Source organism: Faecalimicrobium sp. JNUCC 81 (assembly GCF_053667625.1).
Genome location: NZ_CM132203.1, coordinates 3,488,740 through 3,507,138, shown reverse-complemented (window position 1 = coordinate 3,507,138; position 18,399 = coordinate 3,488,740). Strand labels below are relative to the sequence as shown.

Sequence of the window (18,399 nt, the reverse complement as noted above, 5' to 3'; positions counted from 1 at the left end):
ATATGTCAAAATACGAAGAAAAAAGACAGTTAAAATGTTCATTCTGCGGTAAAAATCAAGAGCAAGTAAGAAGATTAATTGCAGGTCCAAATGTTTATATATGTGATGAATGTGTGGAACTTTGTGATGAAATCATTCAAGAAGAAATAGAAGAAGCTGTAGAAGAGGATACAACATCATTACCAAAGCCTAAGGAAATGATGGAAATATTAAATGATTATGTAATAGGTCAAGAAAAAGCTAAAAAAGCTTTATCAGTAGCTGTATATAACCATTACAAAAGAATCTATAGTAAGAAATCAACATCAAAAGATATAGAAATACAAAAGAGTAATATACTTTTACTTGGACCAACAGGTTCAGGGAAAACTTTATTAGCTCAAACTTTAGCAAAAACCCTTAATGTACCTTTCGCAATGGCAGATGCTACATCTTTAACAGAGGCAGGATATGTTGGTGAAGACGTTGAAAATATTCTTTTAAAACTTATCCAAGCTGCTGATTTTGATATAGAAAAAGCTGAAAGAGGTATAATCTATATAGATGAAATCGATAAAATTGCTAGAAAATCAGAAAACCCATCTATAACTAGAGATGTTAGTGGTGAAGGGGTGCAACAGGCTCTTTTAAAAATATTAGAAGGTACAGTTGCTAATGTTCCACCACAAGGTGGTAGAAAACATCCTCACCAAGAATTCTTAAAAATAGATACTACTAATGTATTATTTATACTAGGTGGAGCTTTCGATGGAATAGAAAAAATAATCCAAAAACGTGGTGGAGAAAAAACACTTGGATTTGGAGCTAAAATAGAAAGTAAAAAAGAAATTGATTTAGGTAAAATATATGCTCAAGTTTTACCAGAAGACTTACTAAAATTTGGTATAATACCAGAGTTTATAGGAAGAATTCCAGTTGTAGCAACTTTAGAATTATTAGATGAAGATGCTTTAATGAGAATATTACAAGAGCCTAAAAATGCCATAATCAAACAATATAAAAAATTACTAGAATTAGATGATGTTACTCTAGAGTTTGAAGAAGAGGCTCTTCGTGCTATAGCTAAAAAAGCCATAGATAGAAATACAGGAGCAAGAGGACTTAGAAGCATAGTAGAAAATACTATGATGGAAAGTATGTTTGAAGTTCCTTCTAGAGATGATATTAAAAAAGTTATAGTAACTAAAGAAGCTGTAGATGATGGTGAACAACCAATTATAGTACTTAAAGATGAAGAAGAAAGTGCATAATAAAAAAAGGAGCTTTAAAAGCTCCTTTTATATTTAAAAACATAGAAGTCAATTTGACTTCTTTTTTAAATTTAAAAATATTTAATGAGTAAATACATATAAAGCGAAAATAAATATAATAATGTTGGCGATATGAGCAACTCGAATTTTGATTTAAAACTAAATCTTAAGGTATAATGAATATTATATAATTATAAAGTAGATAAACAAGTATATTACTAATCATATTATATAATAATAAAATAAGAACAAAATATGCTAAGAAATTTGCATTAATGTTGAAAATCAAGTATTGTAAATATATAATATATAAAGCGGTAAAATCTAGCACTTTAAGGAGTGATATTATTGGAACAGAATTATGCTAAATTAGAACATGAATTACCGTTAATTCCGCTTAGAGGATTAGCGATATTCCCATACATGATATTAAATTTTGATGTAGGTAGAGATTTATCACTTAAAGCTTTAGATGAAGCAATGTTAAAAGAAGAGTTAGTCTTCTTAACTTCTCAGAAAAAAGCAGAGGTAGATGAACCAACAGAAGAAGATTTTTATCATATAGGAACGATATGTAAAGTAAAGCAAATGATAAAATTACCAGGAGATACAGTGCGTGTATTAGTAGAAGGTATCTCTAGGGGTAGTGCAAAAGAAATAAAATTTGAAGATGGATACTTTAAAGCTAAAGTAGATGAAGTAGTATTTGATGAAGAACATGCACAAGAGGATGTAGAGGTAGAAGCATTTGTAAGAAATGTATTTGATGCTTTTGAGGAATACATAAATATAGGAAACAGGGTTTCTCCTGAAATACTTATATCTTTATCAGAAACAGAAAATGTAGATAGATTTATAGATACTGTAGCTTCAAATATTTATTTAAAGTCTGATCAAAAACAAGAAGTATTAGAAACTTTTGACTTAAAAGAAAGATTAGAATTAATATATAAGATATTATTAGAAGAAATAGAAATTCTAAAAATAGAAAAAAAGATAACTCTAAAAGTAAAGAAACAAATGAATAAAGTTCAAAAAGAATATTATCTTAGAGAACAACTAAGAGCAATTCAAAAAGAGTTAGGTGAAGAAGAAGATATAAATTCTGAAGCGGATGAATACAGAGCTATGCTTAAGAAAATAAAAGCACCTAAGCAAACGAAGGAGAAAATAGAAAAAGAAATTACTAAATTCTCTAAATTATCTCCAATGTCTCCAGATGTATCTGTTCTTAGAGGATACTTAGATACAGTATTTTCGCTACCATGGAATAATGAAACTAGAGACAAATTAGATATAGTAGCTTCAAAAGAAATATTAGATAATGAACATTATGGATTAGAAGAAGTTAAGGAAAGAATATTAGAGTACCTAGCTGTAAGAAAATTATCTAAATCACTAAAAGGGCCAATAATATGTTTAGTTGGACCTCCAGGAGTAGGTAAAACATCTATAGCAAAATCTATAGCAAATTCTTTAGGCAGAAAATTTGTAAGAATATCTTTAGGTGGAGTTAGAGATGAAGCTGAGATAAGAGGGCATAGAAGAACTTATGTAGGAGCTATACCAGGTAGAATAGTAAATGCTATGAAAGAAGCTAAAACTAAAAACCCTATAATGTTATTAGATGAGATAGATAAAATGGCAGCTGATTATAAGGGTGACCCTTCTGCTGCAATGTTAGAGGTATTAGATCCAGAACAGAATAAAGATTTTGTAGATCACTACTTAGAACTACCATTTGATTTATCAAAAGTATTATTTGTAACTACAGCAAATAGCTTAAGTACAATACCAAGACCTTTATTAGATAGAATGGAAATAATCCAAGTATCAGGATATATAGATGAAGAAAAGCTAAATATTGCTAAGAAGTACTTACTTCCAAAGCAAATGAAAGAAAATGCATTAAAAGATGGATTAATAAAAATAGATGATGAAATTATGAAAGAAATAATAAACTCTTATACTAGAGAAGCTGGAGTAAGAAGTTTAGAGAGAACATTAGGAAAGTTATGCAGAAAAATAGCTAAAAAATATGTAGAAGACTCATCTATTGAAGAAGTAGTTATTAATAGTTCAAACTTAGAAGAGTATCTTGGAAAAGATAAATATAGACATCAAATGGCGGGATCAAAACCAGAAGTAGGAACAGTTACAGGTCTTGCATGGACAGCTGTAGGTGGTGAAACTCTTACAGTAGAAGTCAATGCGCTAAAAGGAAAAGGACAAATTGTTTTAACAGGAAAGCTTGGGGATGTTATGAAAGAATCTGCTAGAACAGCTATATCATATACAAGATCTATAGCAGAAAGATATAATGTAGACCCAGAATTTTACCAAAATAAGGACATGCACATTCATATACCAGAAGGAGCAGTACCAAAAGATGGTCCATCAGCAGGAATAACTATGGCTGTTGCTGTTATATCAGCTCTTTCTAATATACCTGTTTTAAATAATGTTGCTATGACAGGTGAAATAACTCTTAGAGGTAAAGTATTAGCCGTAGGTGGAGTAAAAGAAAAGCTATTAGCAGCACACAGAGCAGGAATAACTAAAGTGTTATTACCTAAAGATTGCGAAGCAGATTTAGATGAAATTCCTAGCAATGTGAAAGAAAAAATGGAATTTGTGCTTGTTGAACATATGGATGAAGTATTAGAACATGCATTATTAAGGAATGGTGAAAGTAATGAAAATTAGAAATGCAGAAATAACTATGAGTGCTGTAAATAAATCTCAGTACCCAGATGAAGGTATACCAGAAATAGCTTTAGTAGGTAGATCTAATGTTGGAAAATCATCAACAGTAAATACATTACTAAATAGAAGAAATTTTGCAAGAACTAGTCAGACTCCAGGTAAAACGAGGACTATAAATTTTTATCTTATAAATAATGAATTTTTCTTTGTGGATCTTCCGGGTTATGGATATGCTAAGATAGCTAAATCTGAGAAAGAAAAATGGGGAGCAATAATGGAAAGATATTTACAAGAAAGAGATGAACTTTGTGCAATATTCTTACTTGTAGATATAAGACATGAGCCAACTAAAGATGATGTTATGATGTATGAATGGATAAAGCACTTTGGATATAATTGTGTAGTTATAGCAACTAAAGCAGATAAAATATCTAGAGGTCAATATCAAAAACATATAAGTATAATTAGAAAAAAATTACAAATGGATCCTAATGAAAAAGTACTTCCGATTTCTTCTCTTAAGAAAACTGGTGTAGAAGAAATATGGAATGAAATAATAAATCAATATAATCAAAATGGTTATGAAATAACTGTAGATTAATAAAAAAGGGTAGATATATCTACTCTTTTTTTATCTATTAAGATATAATTTGGTAATAAAATAAATATATTAAAATATTTTGAAAATTTAAACAAAATTTAGAAATAATATTGCAATTTTTAGTATTAAATAGTACAATATGTAAAAATAGTAAATAAAAGTACGAAAATGAATTTCAAAAGGAGGTGCAAACTATGAGTCAAAATGCTAATCAGCAAAAGCTGAGGAAGACAATCGGATTTAGTGCGGCTTTATCAACAGTGGTAGGGATGTTAATAGGTTCAGGGGTATTTTTTAAGCCTCAAGCTATTTATTCTGCTACAAATGGAGGGCCTGGGCTAGGATTATCAGCATGGCTAATAGGAGGGCTTGTGACGATTGCAGCAGGATTAACTGCAGCAGAAGTATCATCAAGTATAATAAAACCAGGTGGATTAATGGTTTACTTAGAAGAAATATATGGAGAAAGAATCGGATTTTTAACAGGATGGATGCAAACTATATTATTTATACCAGCAATAGCAGCTGCGTTAGGAATTATATTTGCCCAAGAAGCAGTAAGTATGATGGGATTAAATAGTGAATATGTTATTGTTATAGCGGTAAGCGTTATAGTATTTATAGCAGCTCTTAACTCATTAGGAGCAAAATTTGGTGGAAGTATACAAACTATATCGACGGTATGTAAATTATTACCATTAGCAATTATAATTATATTTGGTTTTACAAAAGGGGATTCATCATCTCAAATAATAACACCGTTTGTAGGCGAAGGTGTAAATGTAGTAAGTGCCATTTCTCAGGTGCTTATAGCAACATTATTTGCATATGATGGGTGGATATATGTAGGAGCATTAGCTGGAGAAATGAAAAATCCATCTAAACATTTACCGATGGCCATAGTTGGTGGTATATCTGTAGTTATGGCAGTTTATTTAATGATAAACGTAGCATATCTATTTGTAATACCAGCATCTCAAATGGCACCAGTAGGAGCAGCTCCAGCGACATTAGTTGCTCAAAAGTTATTTGGGGCTTCAGGAGCTAAGATAATTAGTGTAGGGGTATTAATATCAGTATTCGGAACACTTAATGGATTTATATTAACAGGCGGAAGAATACCATATATGATGGGATATGAAAAGAAAATACCATTATCTAATGTATTTTCTAGATTAAATAACAATGGTGTACCTTTAAATGGAACGTGGTTAATAGCAGGACTAGCTATACTATATTCTTTAACAGGTCAGTTTAATTTACTATCTGATTTAGCAATATTTACTATATGGATATTCTATACAATGTTATTTGTAGGGGTTATGAAGCTTAGAAAGACTAAACCAAACATGAAAAGACCATATAAGGTTCCTTTATATCCAATAATACCTATGATAGCAACAATAGGTGGAATATTTGTAGTAATAAGTACTATTATGACTCAACCAAAAAATGCTATATCAGGTCTTATTATAACGATTATTGGTTTACCAGTTTACGAATATATGAAGAAAAAGAACTCTAAATCAAGAAGAGAAACAATTGCATAATATACAAAAAAGACTACTTATAGGGTAGTCTTTTTTATTTTTGAATAAAAATATAAAATAATAGAATTAAAATTAAAAATATAAGCAAAATAAAATTGATAGTAACAAATTTGAAGCATAACTAATATTTTAGTATGGAGACGATTAATCATAGGGAGGAATTTATATGGAAGGTAAAACTAGAAAATTATTTCCAGGTGGTAACACAGCAAATGGATCATACAACTTTTTTAATTATATGATACCGGAAAATGTTAATAGAATATTTTGCTTAAAAGGTGGACCAGGAGTAGGTAAATCATCGCTTATGAAAAAAATAGCAAAAGAATTTATAGAAAAAGGATATGATGTAGAGTTACATCATTGCCCATCAGATCCTAGCTCTTTAGATGGGGTAGTGATAAAGAAATTAGGTGTAGTATTATTAGATGGAACAGCACCTCATATCGTAGACCCTAAAGATCCAGGTGCTATAGATGAGATAGTTAACCTAGGACAATATTGGAACTTAGAAGGGCTAGAAAAAAATAAAGTAGAAATAGTAGAATGCGGAAAGGATATTAGTAGTTCATTTAGAAGAGCATATAAATTCTTAAAAGCTGCTGAACCAATATACTATGATATAGAAGAAAAATATAAAGATTCTATGGATTACGGAAAGGTAAATTCGTTAACATCAGAATTTATAAATGATTTATTTAAAGATGTTAAATGTAGTGGGAATTATAAAAAAGAAAGACATTTATTTGGAACAGCGATAACTCCTGTAGGCCATTTAGATTATACAGATAGTATATTAAGCGAGGCTAGTAAGGTATACTATCTAAAAGGTGAAATAGGAACTGGTAAAACTATATTCTTACAAAAGGTATACACTAAAGCTGTGGAACTTGGATTGAATGTAGAAGTGTATCATTATCCATTAATAAAAGAAAAATTAGAAACAATATTAATAAAAGATTTAGGTATTGGAATAACATCTAGTAATTTATTTGAAGGTCAAAATAAGATTGATTTAGATAGTTGTATAAACAAAGAAAAATTAGAAAGATATAAAGAAGAAATAGAATTTGATAAAAAAATATTTGATGAATTAGTAAATTATGCTATTTCAAACCTTAAAAAAGCTAAATCTAAACATGATGTAATAGAGGCTCACTATGTACCAAATATGAAATTTGACGAAATAGAAGAATTAAAATGCGAACTTATTGAAAGAATATTAAAATACGAAGATTAAATATAAAAGAATGAGGATTAAAAACCTCATTCTTTTTACATATAGATAGAATTTATATAGATATTTACTTGAAAGAATATTAAAATAAGTATAATGAAATTAATAAAGTGATTAAAAATCATTTATAGGAGTAAGTTGGTATGAAAAAAAATTATGTGTTGATAATATTAACTAGTACTGTATTAGGTTTATTTATAGGATCAGGATTAAAGGAACATAACTATAAAAATGGTGTTTACATGCCTAAAGATACTTTAGTAAAAAAAGAAGTAAGACAAGTTAATAAGAATATAAAAAAACTAAATAAGTCAAAAGAAGAATTAGAGAAAGAAATAGAAGATTTAAAGGTTAAATATGAAGATAAAGAAAAAATAAAAGAGATAGAAAATATTAAGTATATGCTGTCATATACAAGTTTAGAAAATGAAGGAATAATCATAAAAATAGATGCTTTGAATGAAGATACTGGAAATATAGCAAACTTTGTTGACTATAATAAAATTTTAATAAACTTAATCAATGAAATAAAGATAAATGGAGGAGAATTTATATCCATAAATGACCAAAGAATAAATCAATATTCAGAGATAGTTTTAGCTGGAAGTCATATAAATATAAACTCTGTTCCAATAGCTCCACCTTATGAATTTAAAGTTATAGGAGACACTGAAAAGCTAGAAAAATATATTGATAAAGATAGCCAGTATATAAAGAGTATAAAAAATAGTTATCCTTTAAAAATTGAAAAGAAAATTGAAAAAAATATATCTATGGAAAAAATGAATATTCCTAATAAATTAAGGTACATAGAAGGGAAGTAAAGCTATTTTAAGCACTAGTAGTTTACTAGAAACATTAATCCCAGAAAAGTTAGCAGTTAAATATAATGTATTCCCAATTGAGATTAATGATAATAACTTAGTTGTAGGTATTGAAAATGAAAACATGTATGCTTTGCAAGATTTAAAATTAGCCACAGGAATGAATATAATATTTGAGAAAAAAGATAAAGATACTATAAATAAAAAGATAAGAGTGCATTATAAGAATAATGTCAATTTAAATGAAGACTTTGCAAGAGATTTATTCAATAAAATTTTAGAAATATCTATAGATGAAAAAGCCAGTGATATCCACATAGAACCATTTAGCGAATTTTTAGTGATAAGGATGCGTGTAGATGGATATTTAAAGGAAGTTGAGCGCTATTCCATTGATATTTATCAATCATTAATATCTGTTATAAAACTTTCAGCATCTATGAATATTACAGAAAAAAGATTACCTCAAGATGGAAGAGTAGATGTGAATATAAATAATGAAGTTGTAGATATAAGAGTATCTTCCATACCAACTGTATATGGTGAAAAAATAGTTCTAAGAATACTTAACAGAAAATCTTTTTTGAAAGATAAGAAAGAACTAGGTTTTTCTGATATGGCTATAAAAAGGATACATAATATAATAAATAAAACATCCGGGATATTATTAATAACAGGTTCTACAGGTAGCGGGAAAACGACTACAGTATACTCGTTGTTAAATGATTTAAGAAATATAAGTAAAAATATTATGACTATAGAAGACCCTGTAGAATATAAAATGGACGGAATAAATCAAATACAGGTTAATAGTAAGTTAGGTTTAAGTTTTGATATAGGATTAAGGTCTATATTAAGGCAAGATCCAGATATTATTATGGTAGGTGAAATTAGAGATATAGAAACCGCTAAAATAGCCATAAGAGCAGCTACTACTGGACACTTGGTGGTTAGTACTATGCATACTAAAGATGCAGTATCTTCTATATCTAGATTAATAGAAATGCAAATACCAGCGTACTTAATAAATGCATCATTAATAGGCGTTATTTCTCAAAAATTAGTAAGAAAAGTGTGTACAAAATGTAGCCATGATATATCAATAGTACATAATCAAGACGAAGAGATAAGTACAAAAGTATCAAAAGGGTGTAGTGAGTGTGGATATACAGGGTATAGAGGAAGAACAGCTATTTATGAGATTTTAGAGATAAACGAAAATATTAAAAAGTGTATAAAAAATATGAATGATGCAAGTACTATAAGAAAAGTAGCTATAGAAAATGGAATGATAACATTTGAAGATAGCTCTAAAAAATTAATTGAAGAAAGGTTAACAACTCTAGAAGAATGCATAATGGTAAATACTATGTAATTAATCTATAAGGAGTTAATTGATGAATTTATATAAATGTATAGTTTATGATAAACAAAAAAATAGAAAATCTATCAAGCTAGAGTTTGAGTCTGAAAGTCAAATAAATAGTTATGCACATTTAAATGAATTAAAAATAGTAAGTATAAAAGAGATAAAATCTAATTGTAGAAATAAGAAATTAAAAGACAGAGAAATTAAAATTCTATGTAAAGAAATGAGTATATTACTAGAATCAGGCTGTGAAATTACTAAAATATTTGATATTTTAAAATCTCAATCAAATAAAAAAATTAAAACAATATTCAATAAGGTGACAAATCATATTCAAAAGGGAAATTCTATAACAGAATCATTTCAAGAAACTAACTCATTTTCAAATTTTTTTATAAGTATGATAAAGGCAGGCGAAATAAGTGGAAATTTAGATAAAGTTATGAATGACTTATCTGATTATTATGATAAAGAGCATAAATTAAAATCTAAAATAATGCTTATTTTAATATATCCAGTAATACTAATAATTTTATCTATAGCATCTATGCTATTTATATTATTTTTTATAGTACCAAATTTTGAAATTATTTTCCAAAATAATGGTATAAATCCTCCTATATTGACTAAAATCTTAATAAATATATCTAGATTGATAAGAGGAAATCATATACTTATACTAATTGTATTTGCTATTAGTTTATTTATGATTAATAGTTACATAAAGAGTAGTAAATTTAAAAACTCAGTGACATTTAAAATTCCAATAATAAAGGATATAAGTAGATTAGTAATAACTAGCAAATTTTGTAGAAGTTTTAGTATCTTAATAGAAGGCGGAATACAAATTATTGATGCTATAAATATATCTTCTCAAGTGATTGATAATGAGTTTATTTATGAAAGATTAGCAATAAGTAGAGAATATATACAAAGAGGAGATAGTATTTCTAACTCTCTTAGTAAACCGAATATATTCCCTCAACTGTTTATATCAATGATAAATATTGGTGAAGAAAGTGGTAGATTAGATAATAGTTTAAAGGCTATAAATGAATTTTATGAAAATGATTTAGAAACTAAAATACAACAATTTGTAAAGATTATAGAACCTGTCATAACGGTTATAATTGGGATTGTAGTAGGTATCTTTATTATATCTATGGTACTACCTATGTTTGATGCAATAACGTCAATATAATGTAAAGGAGAAAAAATGAAATTAAAAAAGAAAAAAGGATTTACTTTAGTAGAAATGGTTTTAGTTGTAACTATATTAGGAGTTTTATCAAGTATAGCATTTATGAAATTCGGTGGAGTACAAGAAAGGGCTAAAGAAAATGCTGATTATATAGCTGCATCAAATATAGCAACTGCAATAAATTTAGGAATTAATGATAGGGTTATAAATGAAGGAAATAATGAAGATATTTTAAATGTATTAAAGAGTAATGGATATATAACTTCAATACCGAAACCTCAAAGTACTACAGGTGAATTCGATATAACAGTTAATGGCAAAGGGGATATAACTATAGAAGCAGATGGGACAACGTTTTATCCAAGGGAAGATATTAATTCAGATAGTAAATAGTCAGCAAGAAGATATAAATACTTTATAAACAATTCATGCTTAGGAGGGATATTATAAAAAAATTACTAAATATAGAATTAAATGAAGACTATATAAATATAACCACATTAAAAAAATTTAAAAATAAAGTTTTCATATGTGAATCTATACATAAAGATTTAGATTTTAAGTTAGAAAGAAGAGATGAAGTTAATATAAATGATTATTCAAATAAAATAGCACAGTATATTAAGTATGAACTAGGGAAGCTTAAAAAGTCTTATAAAAATGTAAATTTTAATATTCAAAATGAAGATATAATTACCAGAAATATTGATATATTAAATATAAAAAAAAAGAAAGATATAATTAAGTTGATAGAGTTTGAAATTACACAGCATATACCTATTGACATAAATAAGTACTTAATAAAATATAAAATAATAGACTCAAATAAAGAAACTATAAAAGTACAGGTTATACTATTTCCAATATATTTTATTAAAATATTAAAAAATGTTTCTAAAATATTAAATTTAAAACCTAAAGAAATAAACATAAACTTTGATATTTTACAAAAGTTTATAAGTTTAAATCTAATAGATAATTTTGAAACATATGGAACCTTTATAGAGTGTAAGGAAAGAAAGTTTATTATCAATATAGTAAAAGATAAGCAGATATATGAGTCTCATATATTATCAAGAACTATCCAATCATATGAATCTATATATAGCTCAATTAAAAAACATACCAATGTATACTATTATGGATACAAAGACCCATTTATCTATGAATATTTAAAAGAAGATTTTAATTTACAGTGTCTTGAGCTAAAAAATAATATAAAAATAATAAAAGATAAAAATGAAATAAAAGAAGAAAGTATAAAATACATAAATAGCATAGGGATGATAATTTAAATTGAAAAGATATAAATTAGTAAATTTTTTAGATAATTATTCAACACAAGATAGAACATATAATACATATAAATTATTAGCTTTATTTATAATATGTTTAATAATCATTAAACTTTTTCTGAACTTTTTAGATATAAAAGATTTAGAAAATAATGTATCAAAGATACAAGTAAATAATAATGAAGAGACTGCTAAGGAGTATAATAACTTAAATTTTAGTAAAATAAAAAGGATATACTCTATTATTGGATATAGTAATGTAGATGAATTAGTAGCAATTGAAAATAATATTGAAATTAAAGGTAAGTGTAATAACTTAAGAGCTTTAGAAAGTATTAAAGATATAGATATTATAAAAGACTACTCTATAGAAAGTGTAATAAAAGAAAATGATTATTATAATTTTAAGATAAGATGTAAAATTGGGTGATAGGTTTATGAATAAAAGAGAGAAATTATTATCATTTATACTGATAAGTCTTTTATTTGGGATTGCTATAAATAAAGTTACTATAACACAAACGAATAATAAAACAGCAAGTTTAGATGATAATAAAAATGAAATAATAGAATCAGAAAATATTGAGACGAGCTATAAAATAAACGAAGAAGATATAATATTAAAAATTGAAAAAGAATTAAATGAATTTTTAACTATTAACTCTATAAATAAAATAAGTAGTTGGAATGAAGATAATATTGAAGAAGATAATATAGAGATAAATGTAAGTGGAAGATTAGAAAATCTACTTAAGATTGAAGGTAAAATAGAAATATTAGGTTTTAAAGATAAGTTAAAAGATATAAAAATAATAAAAAACAATGTGAATGATGAAGAAAATAATATAGACTGTACAATGTTATTTAAAGTCGGATAATCAAATAGTATGGAATAACTAATATACTTATGGTAATTAGTAAGATTAGATAGCGAAATAAGTATTAAATTAGTGATAAAAAGACGGAGGAATAGACATTAAATACATAGAAGGTTTATATATAATACGATTAAATATTATACCAAAACTTAACAGTATACATAAAAATAATAAAATAATATCATAAATTATAGAATGATTAACAAAAAAATGGTATAATAACAAATTGTACTTTAATTTAAAAGATAAAGGAGTGAAAGTCACATTGTTAGGGAGAAATGAGCTATGCCCTTGTGGAAGTGGCATGAAATATAAAAAATGTTGTTTAAATAAAGATGTTGTATTAGAGAGAGCAGGAAGAAAAGTTGTGCTTTCACAAAAACAATATTCAGAGCTATATACAAAAATATATGAATACTCAAGACAAGATAAGTTTAAAGAAGAATATGAAAAAGCTAAAGAAATGTTTTATATAGTTGAAGATGAATCAATTAATGAGAAATTTGAAAGGTTTTTCAATACATACTTTGTGCAAGACCACATAATGGAAAGTAAAAAAGTTATGACTGTTGCATTCTATGAAGATAACAGAGATAAATTAAATACACATGAAGTAGAAATATTAAGAAGCTTATTTGAATCATATGTAAGTATATATGAAGTTAAAGAAGTATTAGATGGAAAGATATTATTAAAAGACTGCTTAACTGATAATGAAGTTTACACAGAAGATGTAAACTTATTAAAAGACTTTAAAGTTGGAAGTTGCATGATAGCGAGAATAGTTACTATTGATGATACATCTATATTAATAGACGTTACTATAAGCATATCAGAGGCAGTTAAAGACGTTATTTCAAATGATATAATGTATTTATTCAAACAATATGAAGATTTATACAAAGATATTAAAACATTCTTAATTCATCATACTCATATATTATACAAATATATGCAACAATTATTAGACCCAAATGTTGCGGAGTATTTAAGAAAGCAAAAAGAAGAGAGAATGAACAAGATATCTGAAGAAGTAGCAGTATCAGTTGAAGACGATTGCAAAGTATGTAGCGTTCTTAGAAGAAATGCAGAACAAGAGAATGTAGATGCTTGTATAGAATTCTGGAATGAATTCAAAAAAGCTAATGGAGATGTAAAAGGTTCTGAAAATGGATGGGCTGCAGCGGTTGAGTACCATATAAATAAAGTTAATGGACAAAATATAACTCAAGCTCAAATATCTAAAAAATATGAAATAAGCCCAAGTACACTAGGAAAAAGATACAAAGATCTTAAAATATCTTAATATAATCACTAAATAAAATATAAAAATATTTTATTATAGTGATTATATTAAGAATTGTAAATTAAGAGCTTAAATATGTATATATTAATTTAGGAATTATATTTTATATAATTCCTAAATTTTTGCCTAAAATTATAAATTTCAAATATAATAAAATTAAATTTTATATAAATTAGAAAAAAAGGTTTTAATATATAAGAATAATGTATAAAATAGTAGATATATAATATATACAGAAAGAGGTATACTTATGAGTCTTAGCTTAGGAAGTAGAGTAGCGGTATCAACAAATTTTATAAAATCTAACCCAGCGGTACCAGTGTACAAGGGAGAAGAAAACCCAAGTAACTTATATGCGGTTATATATCATATAGAAATAGGATATAATCAAGAAACATCTCAATACACTAAACAATACATAATAATAGATTATAAAGAATTTAATTTATCTATAGATGAAAAAAATGAATTAATAGAGATAGCTAAACAATATTGTAAATCTAACAATATACCAGAAGATGAGCAATTAGAAATAGCACTTTTAGATAATGAAGAAGCAGAAAATTTCTTAGAAAAAGTATTTAACAATCTAAAGGTAATAAGAGGTCTTATAACTAAAAAAGACTAGATATAATTAATTCTAAGAGTTTATATTAGGTAAGATTTAGTAAAAATCTAGAAAAAGAGAATATAGATGTTATGTTTATAGAAAGCTAGGTTTAAACCCCTAGCTTTTATATTGCTTTGAACTGTAATTAGAAAGGAGAAGAATATGTTAAGAATATCTAATTTAAAATTAGGAATAGACGAAGATGTATCTATGATAAAAAAGTCTATACTAAAAAAACTAAAAATAAAAGAAAATGATCTTATAAAATATTTTATATACAAAGAATCTATAGATGCTAGAAAAAGAGGTAAAATAGACTTTGTTTATACAGTAGATGTAGAAATAAAAAATGAGAAAAAAATACTACAAAATAAAGTAAAAGATGTTATAGAGATAAAGCAAACAAAGTATATTGGAGTTGAAGTAGGAAATGAAAAATTAAAAAATAGACCAGTAATAATAGGTAGTGGACCAGCTGGATTATTTGCTGCATTACTTTTAGCACAAAAGGGATACAATCCAATTATGTTAGAAAGAGGATTAGACGTAGATGCTAGAAGTAAAGATATAGATGAATTTTGGAATAATAGAAAGTTTAAAAGTAATTCAAATGTACAGTTTGGAGAAGGTGGAGCAGGAACCTTTTCAGATGGAAAATTAACTACTAGAATAAAAGATATAAGATGCAGAAAAGTTTTAGATGAACTTGTTAATTTTGGATCTCCTGAAGAAATACTATATTCATATAAGCCACACGTTGGTACAGATATATTAAAAGGCGTAGTTAAAAATATAAGAAATGAAATAATAAGACTTGGCGGAGAAGTAAAATTTGATACAAAGGTTACAGACATAATAGTAGAAAATGATTCTATAAAAGGAATAATCATAAATGATAAAGAGACTATAGATGCAGATAATGTAATACTAGCGATAGGTCATAGTGCAAGGGATACTTATAAAATGCTTCATAAAAGAGGTGTTAGGATAATACAAAAGCCTTTTGCAATAGGAGCAAGAATAGAGCACCCTCAAGAATTAATCAATAAATCTCAGTATAAAGAGTTTTATAATCATCCTAGATTAGGAGCCGCAGATTATAGGTTAATAGAACATACTTCTAACATGAGAACAGCGTATACTTTCTGTATGTGCCCAGGAGGTACTGTTATAGCATCAGCATCTAATGAGGGAGAAGTAGTTACAAATGGAATGAGTGAACATGCTAGAGATAAGGTTAATGCTAATAGTGCATTTTTAGTAAATGTATTACCTTCAGACTTCGGAAGTGATGATCCGTTAGCAGGGGTGAAATTCCAAGAAAAATACGAAAGATTAGCATATGAATTAGGTGGCAAAAACTACAGTGCACCAGTTCAATTGGTGGGAGACTTTTTAAATGATAAAGTATCAACAAGTTTAGGTAACGTAGATCCATCTTATAAACCAGGTTATAAATTCGTGGACTTAAGAGAATGTTTACCAGAGTTTGTTACTTCAACAATGAAAGAAGCATTACAAAAGCTAGATAATAAAATAAATGGATTTGCTATGCATGATGCTGTACTAACAGGTGTGGAAACTAGATCATCAGCTCCTATAAGAATAGTAAGAGATGAAGAAACATTACAATCTATTAATACTAAAAACTTATACCCATGCGGTGAGGGTGCTGGATATGCAGGTGGTATAGTAACTGCTGCTGTAGATGGGATAAAATGTGCTGAGAAAATAATACAAAAATATACTAATAATTTACATTAATATGAAATTTATCTTAATTTTAACAAGAATTTAATACTTTTATAATATTTAACATAATCTTAACACAATACACTCTTTGAATTTGATAAAATACAATAGACATAAATTTTAATTATAAATTGATAATTATCTCAAGGAGGACGAGTGTTTTGGAAATTATTATAAATCTTATGGGAGGATTAGGACTATTCTTATATGGTATGAACCTTATGGGAGATGGACTTCAAAAATCTGCAGGAGATAAATTAAAGAAGACAATAGAGTTACTTACAAGCAACACTATAATGGGTGTTATAGTTGGTATGTTAGTTACGATGGTAATACAAAGTAGTAGTGCTACTACAGTTATGGTAGTTGGGTTTGTTAATGCAGGAATTATGAGTTTAGGTCAAGCTATTGGGGTTATAATGGGGGCTAATATAGGAACGACTATAACTGCTCAATTAGTATCTTTAGACGTAGATTTTCTTGCTCCAGTAGCTTTAGGAGTAGGTATAATTATATATATGTTTTCAAACAAACCAAAGCTTAAGCATTTAGCAGAAATACTTATAGGATTTGGTATATTATTTACAGGTATGGACTTTATGAAAGATGCAGTTAAGCCTTTAGCTGAATTTAAAGGATTTACTGACATGTTAGTAAGCTTTGGAAGTAATCCATTACTTGGAGTTCTTATGGGATTTGCTATAACAGCTATAGTTCAAAGCTCAAGTGCATCAATGGGTATGCTTATAGCATTAGCTTCACAGGGATTAATACCTATATCAGCAGCCTTACCAATATTATATGGTGAAAATATAGGTACATGTGTTACATCTTTAATATCAAGTATTGGTGCAAGCCGTAATGCAAAGAGAGCAGCTATTATGCATTTAATATTTAATGTTCTAGGCTCACTTATATTTATGCTAGTATTAAGTAAGCCGATAGTTCATATAGTTCAATCTATAGATCCTACAGATGCAGCTAGACAAATAGCAAATGCACATACACTATTTAATATATTAAATGTTTTAATATTATTACCATTTGCTAAATTTATAGTTAAAATAGCAATGAAATTAGTTCCAGAACAAGCATCAGAGATAGAAGATATAAAAACAGTAAAATATATAGATGATAGAATGATAGAAACACCTTCAATAGCATTAGCTAACACAGTTAAAGAAACTTTAAGAATGGGTGAAAAAGCTAAAGAAAGCTTAAACGCAGCTATGGAAGGGTTATTAGAAAAATCTAATGAAAAAGTAAATAGAGCATTTGGAAGAGAAAAACTTGTAAATGATTTACAAAAGAATATATTAAGCTATTTACTTAAACTTTCAAAAGCTTCATTAGATGAAAATTCAAGGGAATCAGTAGATGTATTATTTAATACAGTTAATGATATAGAGAGAATTGGTGATCATGCAGAAAACATTGCAGAATTAGCACAATCTGCAATAGAAATGAATGAAACATTCTCAGATGCAGGTAAAGCAGAATTACAAAGTATGTACAATAAAGTTATTTCTACTTATACATATGCATTAGAAGCTATGAGAACATCAAATGTAGATTTAGCTTGTAAGGTTATAAAAATGGAAGAACAAGTAGATATGATGGAAAAGTCTTGTAGAGCAAATCATATGAATAGATTAAATAATAGTTCATGTAGTATAGATAATGGAGTTATATACTTAGATATAGTTAGTAACTTAGAAAGAGTATCTGACCATGCTGTTAATATAGCTCAACAAGTTATATCGGCTAGATTAGCTAATAATTAATAAAAAAGTTGCCTTTTTAAAGGCAACTTTTTTGTA

General features: G+C 27.2%; 16 protein-coding genes. All 16 read left to right on the top strand.

Features of this window, described 5'->3' with window-relative positions; all coding sequences use genetic code 11:
• Window positions 1–2: 2 nt before the first annotated feature.
• The 16 genes from clpX to JNUCC81_RS17130 all read left to right on the top strand — a co-directional run bounded on the left by clpX (window position 3) and on the right by JNUCC81_RS17130 (window position 18,363).
• Window positions 3–1,250, top strand: coding sequence for an ATP-dependent Clp protease ATP-binding subunit ClpX (gene clpX, locus JNUCC81_RS17205; RefSeq protein WP_454094580.1), 1,248 nt, complete (start codon window positions 3–5; stop codon window positions 1,248–1,250).
• Between the two features lie 348 nt (window positions 1,251–1,598).
• Window positions 1,599–3,956 (top strand): endopeptidase La, encoded by a 2,358-nt coding sequence (gene lon / locus JNUCC81_RS17200; RefSeq protein WP_454094579.1) that lies wholly within the window; start codon window positions 1,599–1,601, stop codon window positions 3,954–3,956.
• Window positions 3,946–4,557 carry a ribosome biogenesis GTP-binding protein YihA/YsxC gene (yihA, locus tag JNUCC81_RS17195; RefSeq protein ID WP_208333273.1) on the top strand — a complete coding sequence of 204 codons (612 nt, stop codon included), beginning with the start codon at window positions 3,946–3,948 and terminating at the stop codon, window positions 4,555–4,557. Before lon ends, yihA begins: the two co-directional genes overlap by 11 nt.
• A gap of 194 nt (window positions 4,558–4,751) precedes the next feature.
• Window positions 4,752–6,107 (top strand): APC family permease, encoded by a 1,356-nt coding sequence (locus JNUCC81_RS17190; RefSeq protein ID WP_454094578.1) that lies wholly within the window; start codon window positions 4,752–4,754, stop codon window positions 6,105–6,107.
• 166 nt (window positions 6,108–6,273) lie between these two features.
• Complete coding sequence (locus JNUCC81_RS17185; protein ID WP_454094577.1) at window positions 6,274–7,347, top strand: PRK06851 family protein; 1,074 nt, start codon at window positions 6,274–6,276, stop codon at window positions 7,345–7,347.
• Between the two features lie 140 nt (window positions 7,348–7,487).
• Window positions 7,488–8,168: a DUF881 domain-containing protein gene (locus JNUCC81_RS17180; protein ID WP_454094576.1), complete on the top strand. Its 681-nt coding sequence runs from the start codon at window positions 7,488–7,490 to the stop codon at window positions 8,166–8,168.
• 133 nt (window positions 8,169–8,301) lie between these two features.
• Window positions 8,302–9,543 carry a GspE/PulE family protein gene (locus JNUCC81_RS17175; protein WP_454094575.1) on the top strand — a complete coding sequence of 414 codons (1,242 nt, stop codon included), beginning with the start codon at window positions 8,302–8,304 and terminating at the stop codon, window positions 9,541–9,543.
• A 22-nt stretch (window positions 9,544–9,565) separates the two neighbouring features.
• Window positions 9,566–10,738, top strand: a complete 1,173-nt coding sequence (locus JNUCC81_RS17170; protein ID WP_454094574.1) for a type II secretion system F family protein — start codon at window positions 9,566–9,568, stop codon at window positions 10,736–10,738.
• A gap of 15 nt (window positions 10,739–10,753) precedes the next feature.
• Window positions 10,754–11,131 carry a type II secretion system protein gene (locus JNUCC81_RS17165; protein WP_454094573.1) on the top strand — a complete coding sequence of 126 codons (378 nt, stop codon included), beginning with the start codon at window positions 10,754–10,756 and terminating at the stop codon, window positions 11,129–11,131.
• A gap of 35 nt (window positions 11,132–11,166) precedes the next feature.
• The gene (locus tag JNUCC81_RS17160; RefSeq protein WP_454094572.1) at window positions 11,167–12,033 is read left to right on the top strand and encodes a pilus assembly protein PilM; all 867 of its coding nucleotides are present in this window, start codon (window positions 11,167–11,169) and stop codon (window positions 12,031–12,033) included.
• A gap of 1 nt (window position 12,034) precedes the next feature.
• Entirely contained in the window at window positions 12,035–12,463 is a 429-nt protein-coding gene (locus tag JNUCC81_RS17155; RefSeq protein ID WP_454094571.1) for a hypothetical protein, read from the top strand.
• Between the two features lie 7 nt (window positions 12,464–12,470).
• A complete protein-coding gene (locus JNUCC81_RS17150) occupies window positions 12,471–12,911 on the top strand; it encodes a hypothetical protein (RefSeq protein WP_454094570.1) in 441 nt (146 codons plus the stop codon).
• Between the two features lie 253 nt (window positions 12,912–13,164).
• Window positions 13,165–14,217, top strand: coding sequence for an SEC-C metal-binding domain-containing protein (locus JNUCC81_RS17145; RefSeq protein ID WP_454096418.1), 1,053 nt, complete (start codon window positions 13,165–13,167; stop codon window positions 14,215–14,217).
• A 250-nt stretch (window positions 14,218–14,467) separates the two neighbouring features.
• Entirely contained in the window at window positions 14,468–14,845 is a 378-nt protein-coding gene (locus JNUCC81_RS17140) for a hypothetical protein (protein ID WP_208333283.1), read from the top strand.
• Between the two features lie 144 nt (window positions 14,846–14,989).
• On the top strand, window positions 14,990–16,591 hold the full coding sequence (locus JNUCC81_RS17135; RefSeq protein WP_454094569.1) for an NAD(P)/FAD-dependent oxidoreductase: 1,602 nt from the start codon (window positions 14,990–14,992) through the stop codon (window positions 16,589–16,591).
• A gap of 149 nt (window positions 16,592–16,740) precedes the next feature.
• Window positions 16,741–18,363 carry a Na/Pi cotransporter family protein gene (locus JNUCC81_RS17130; protein WP_454094568.1) on the top strand — a complete coding sequence of 541 codons (1,623 nt, stop codon included), beginning with the start codon at window positions 16,741–16,743 and terminating at the stop codon, window positions 18,361–18,363.
• Window positions 18,364–18,399 lie beyond the last annotated feature (36 nt).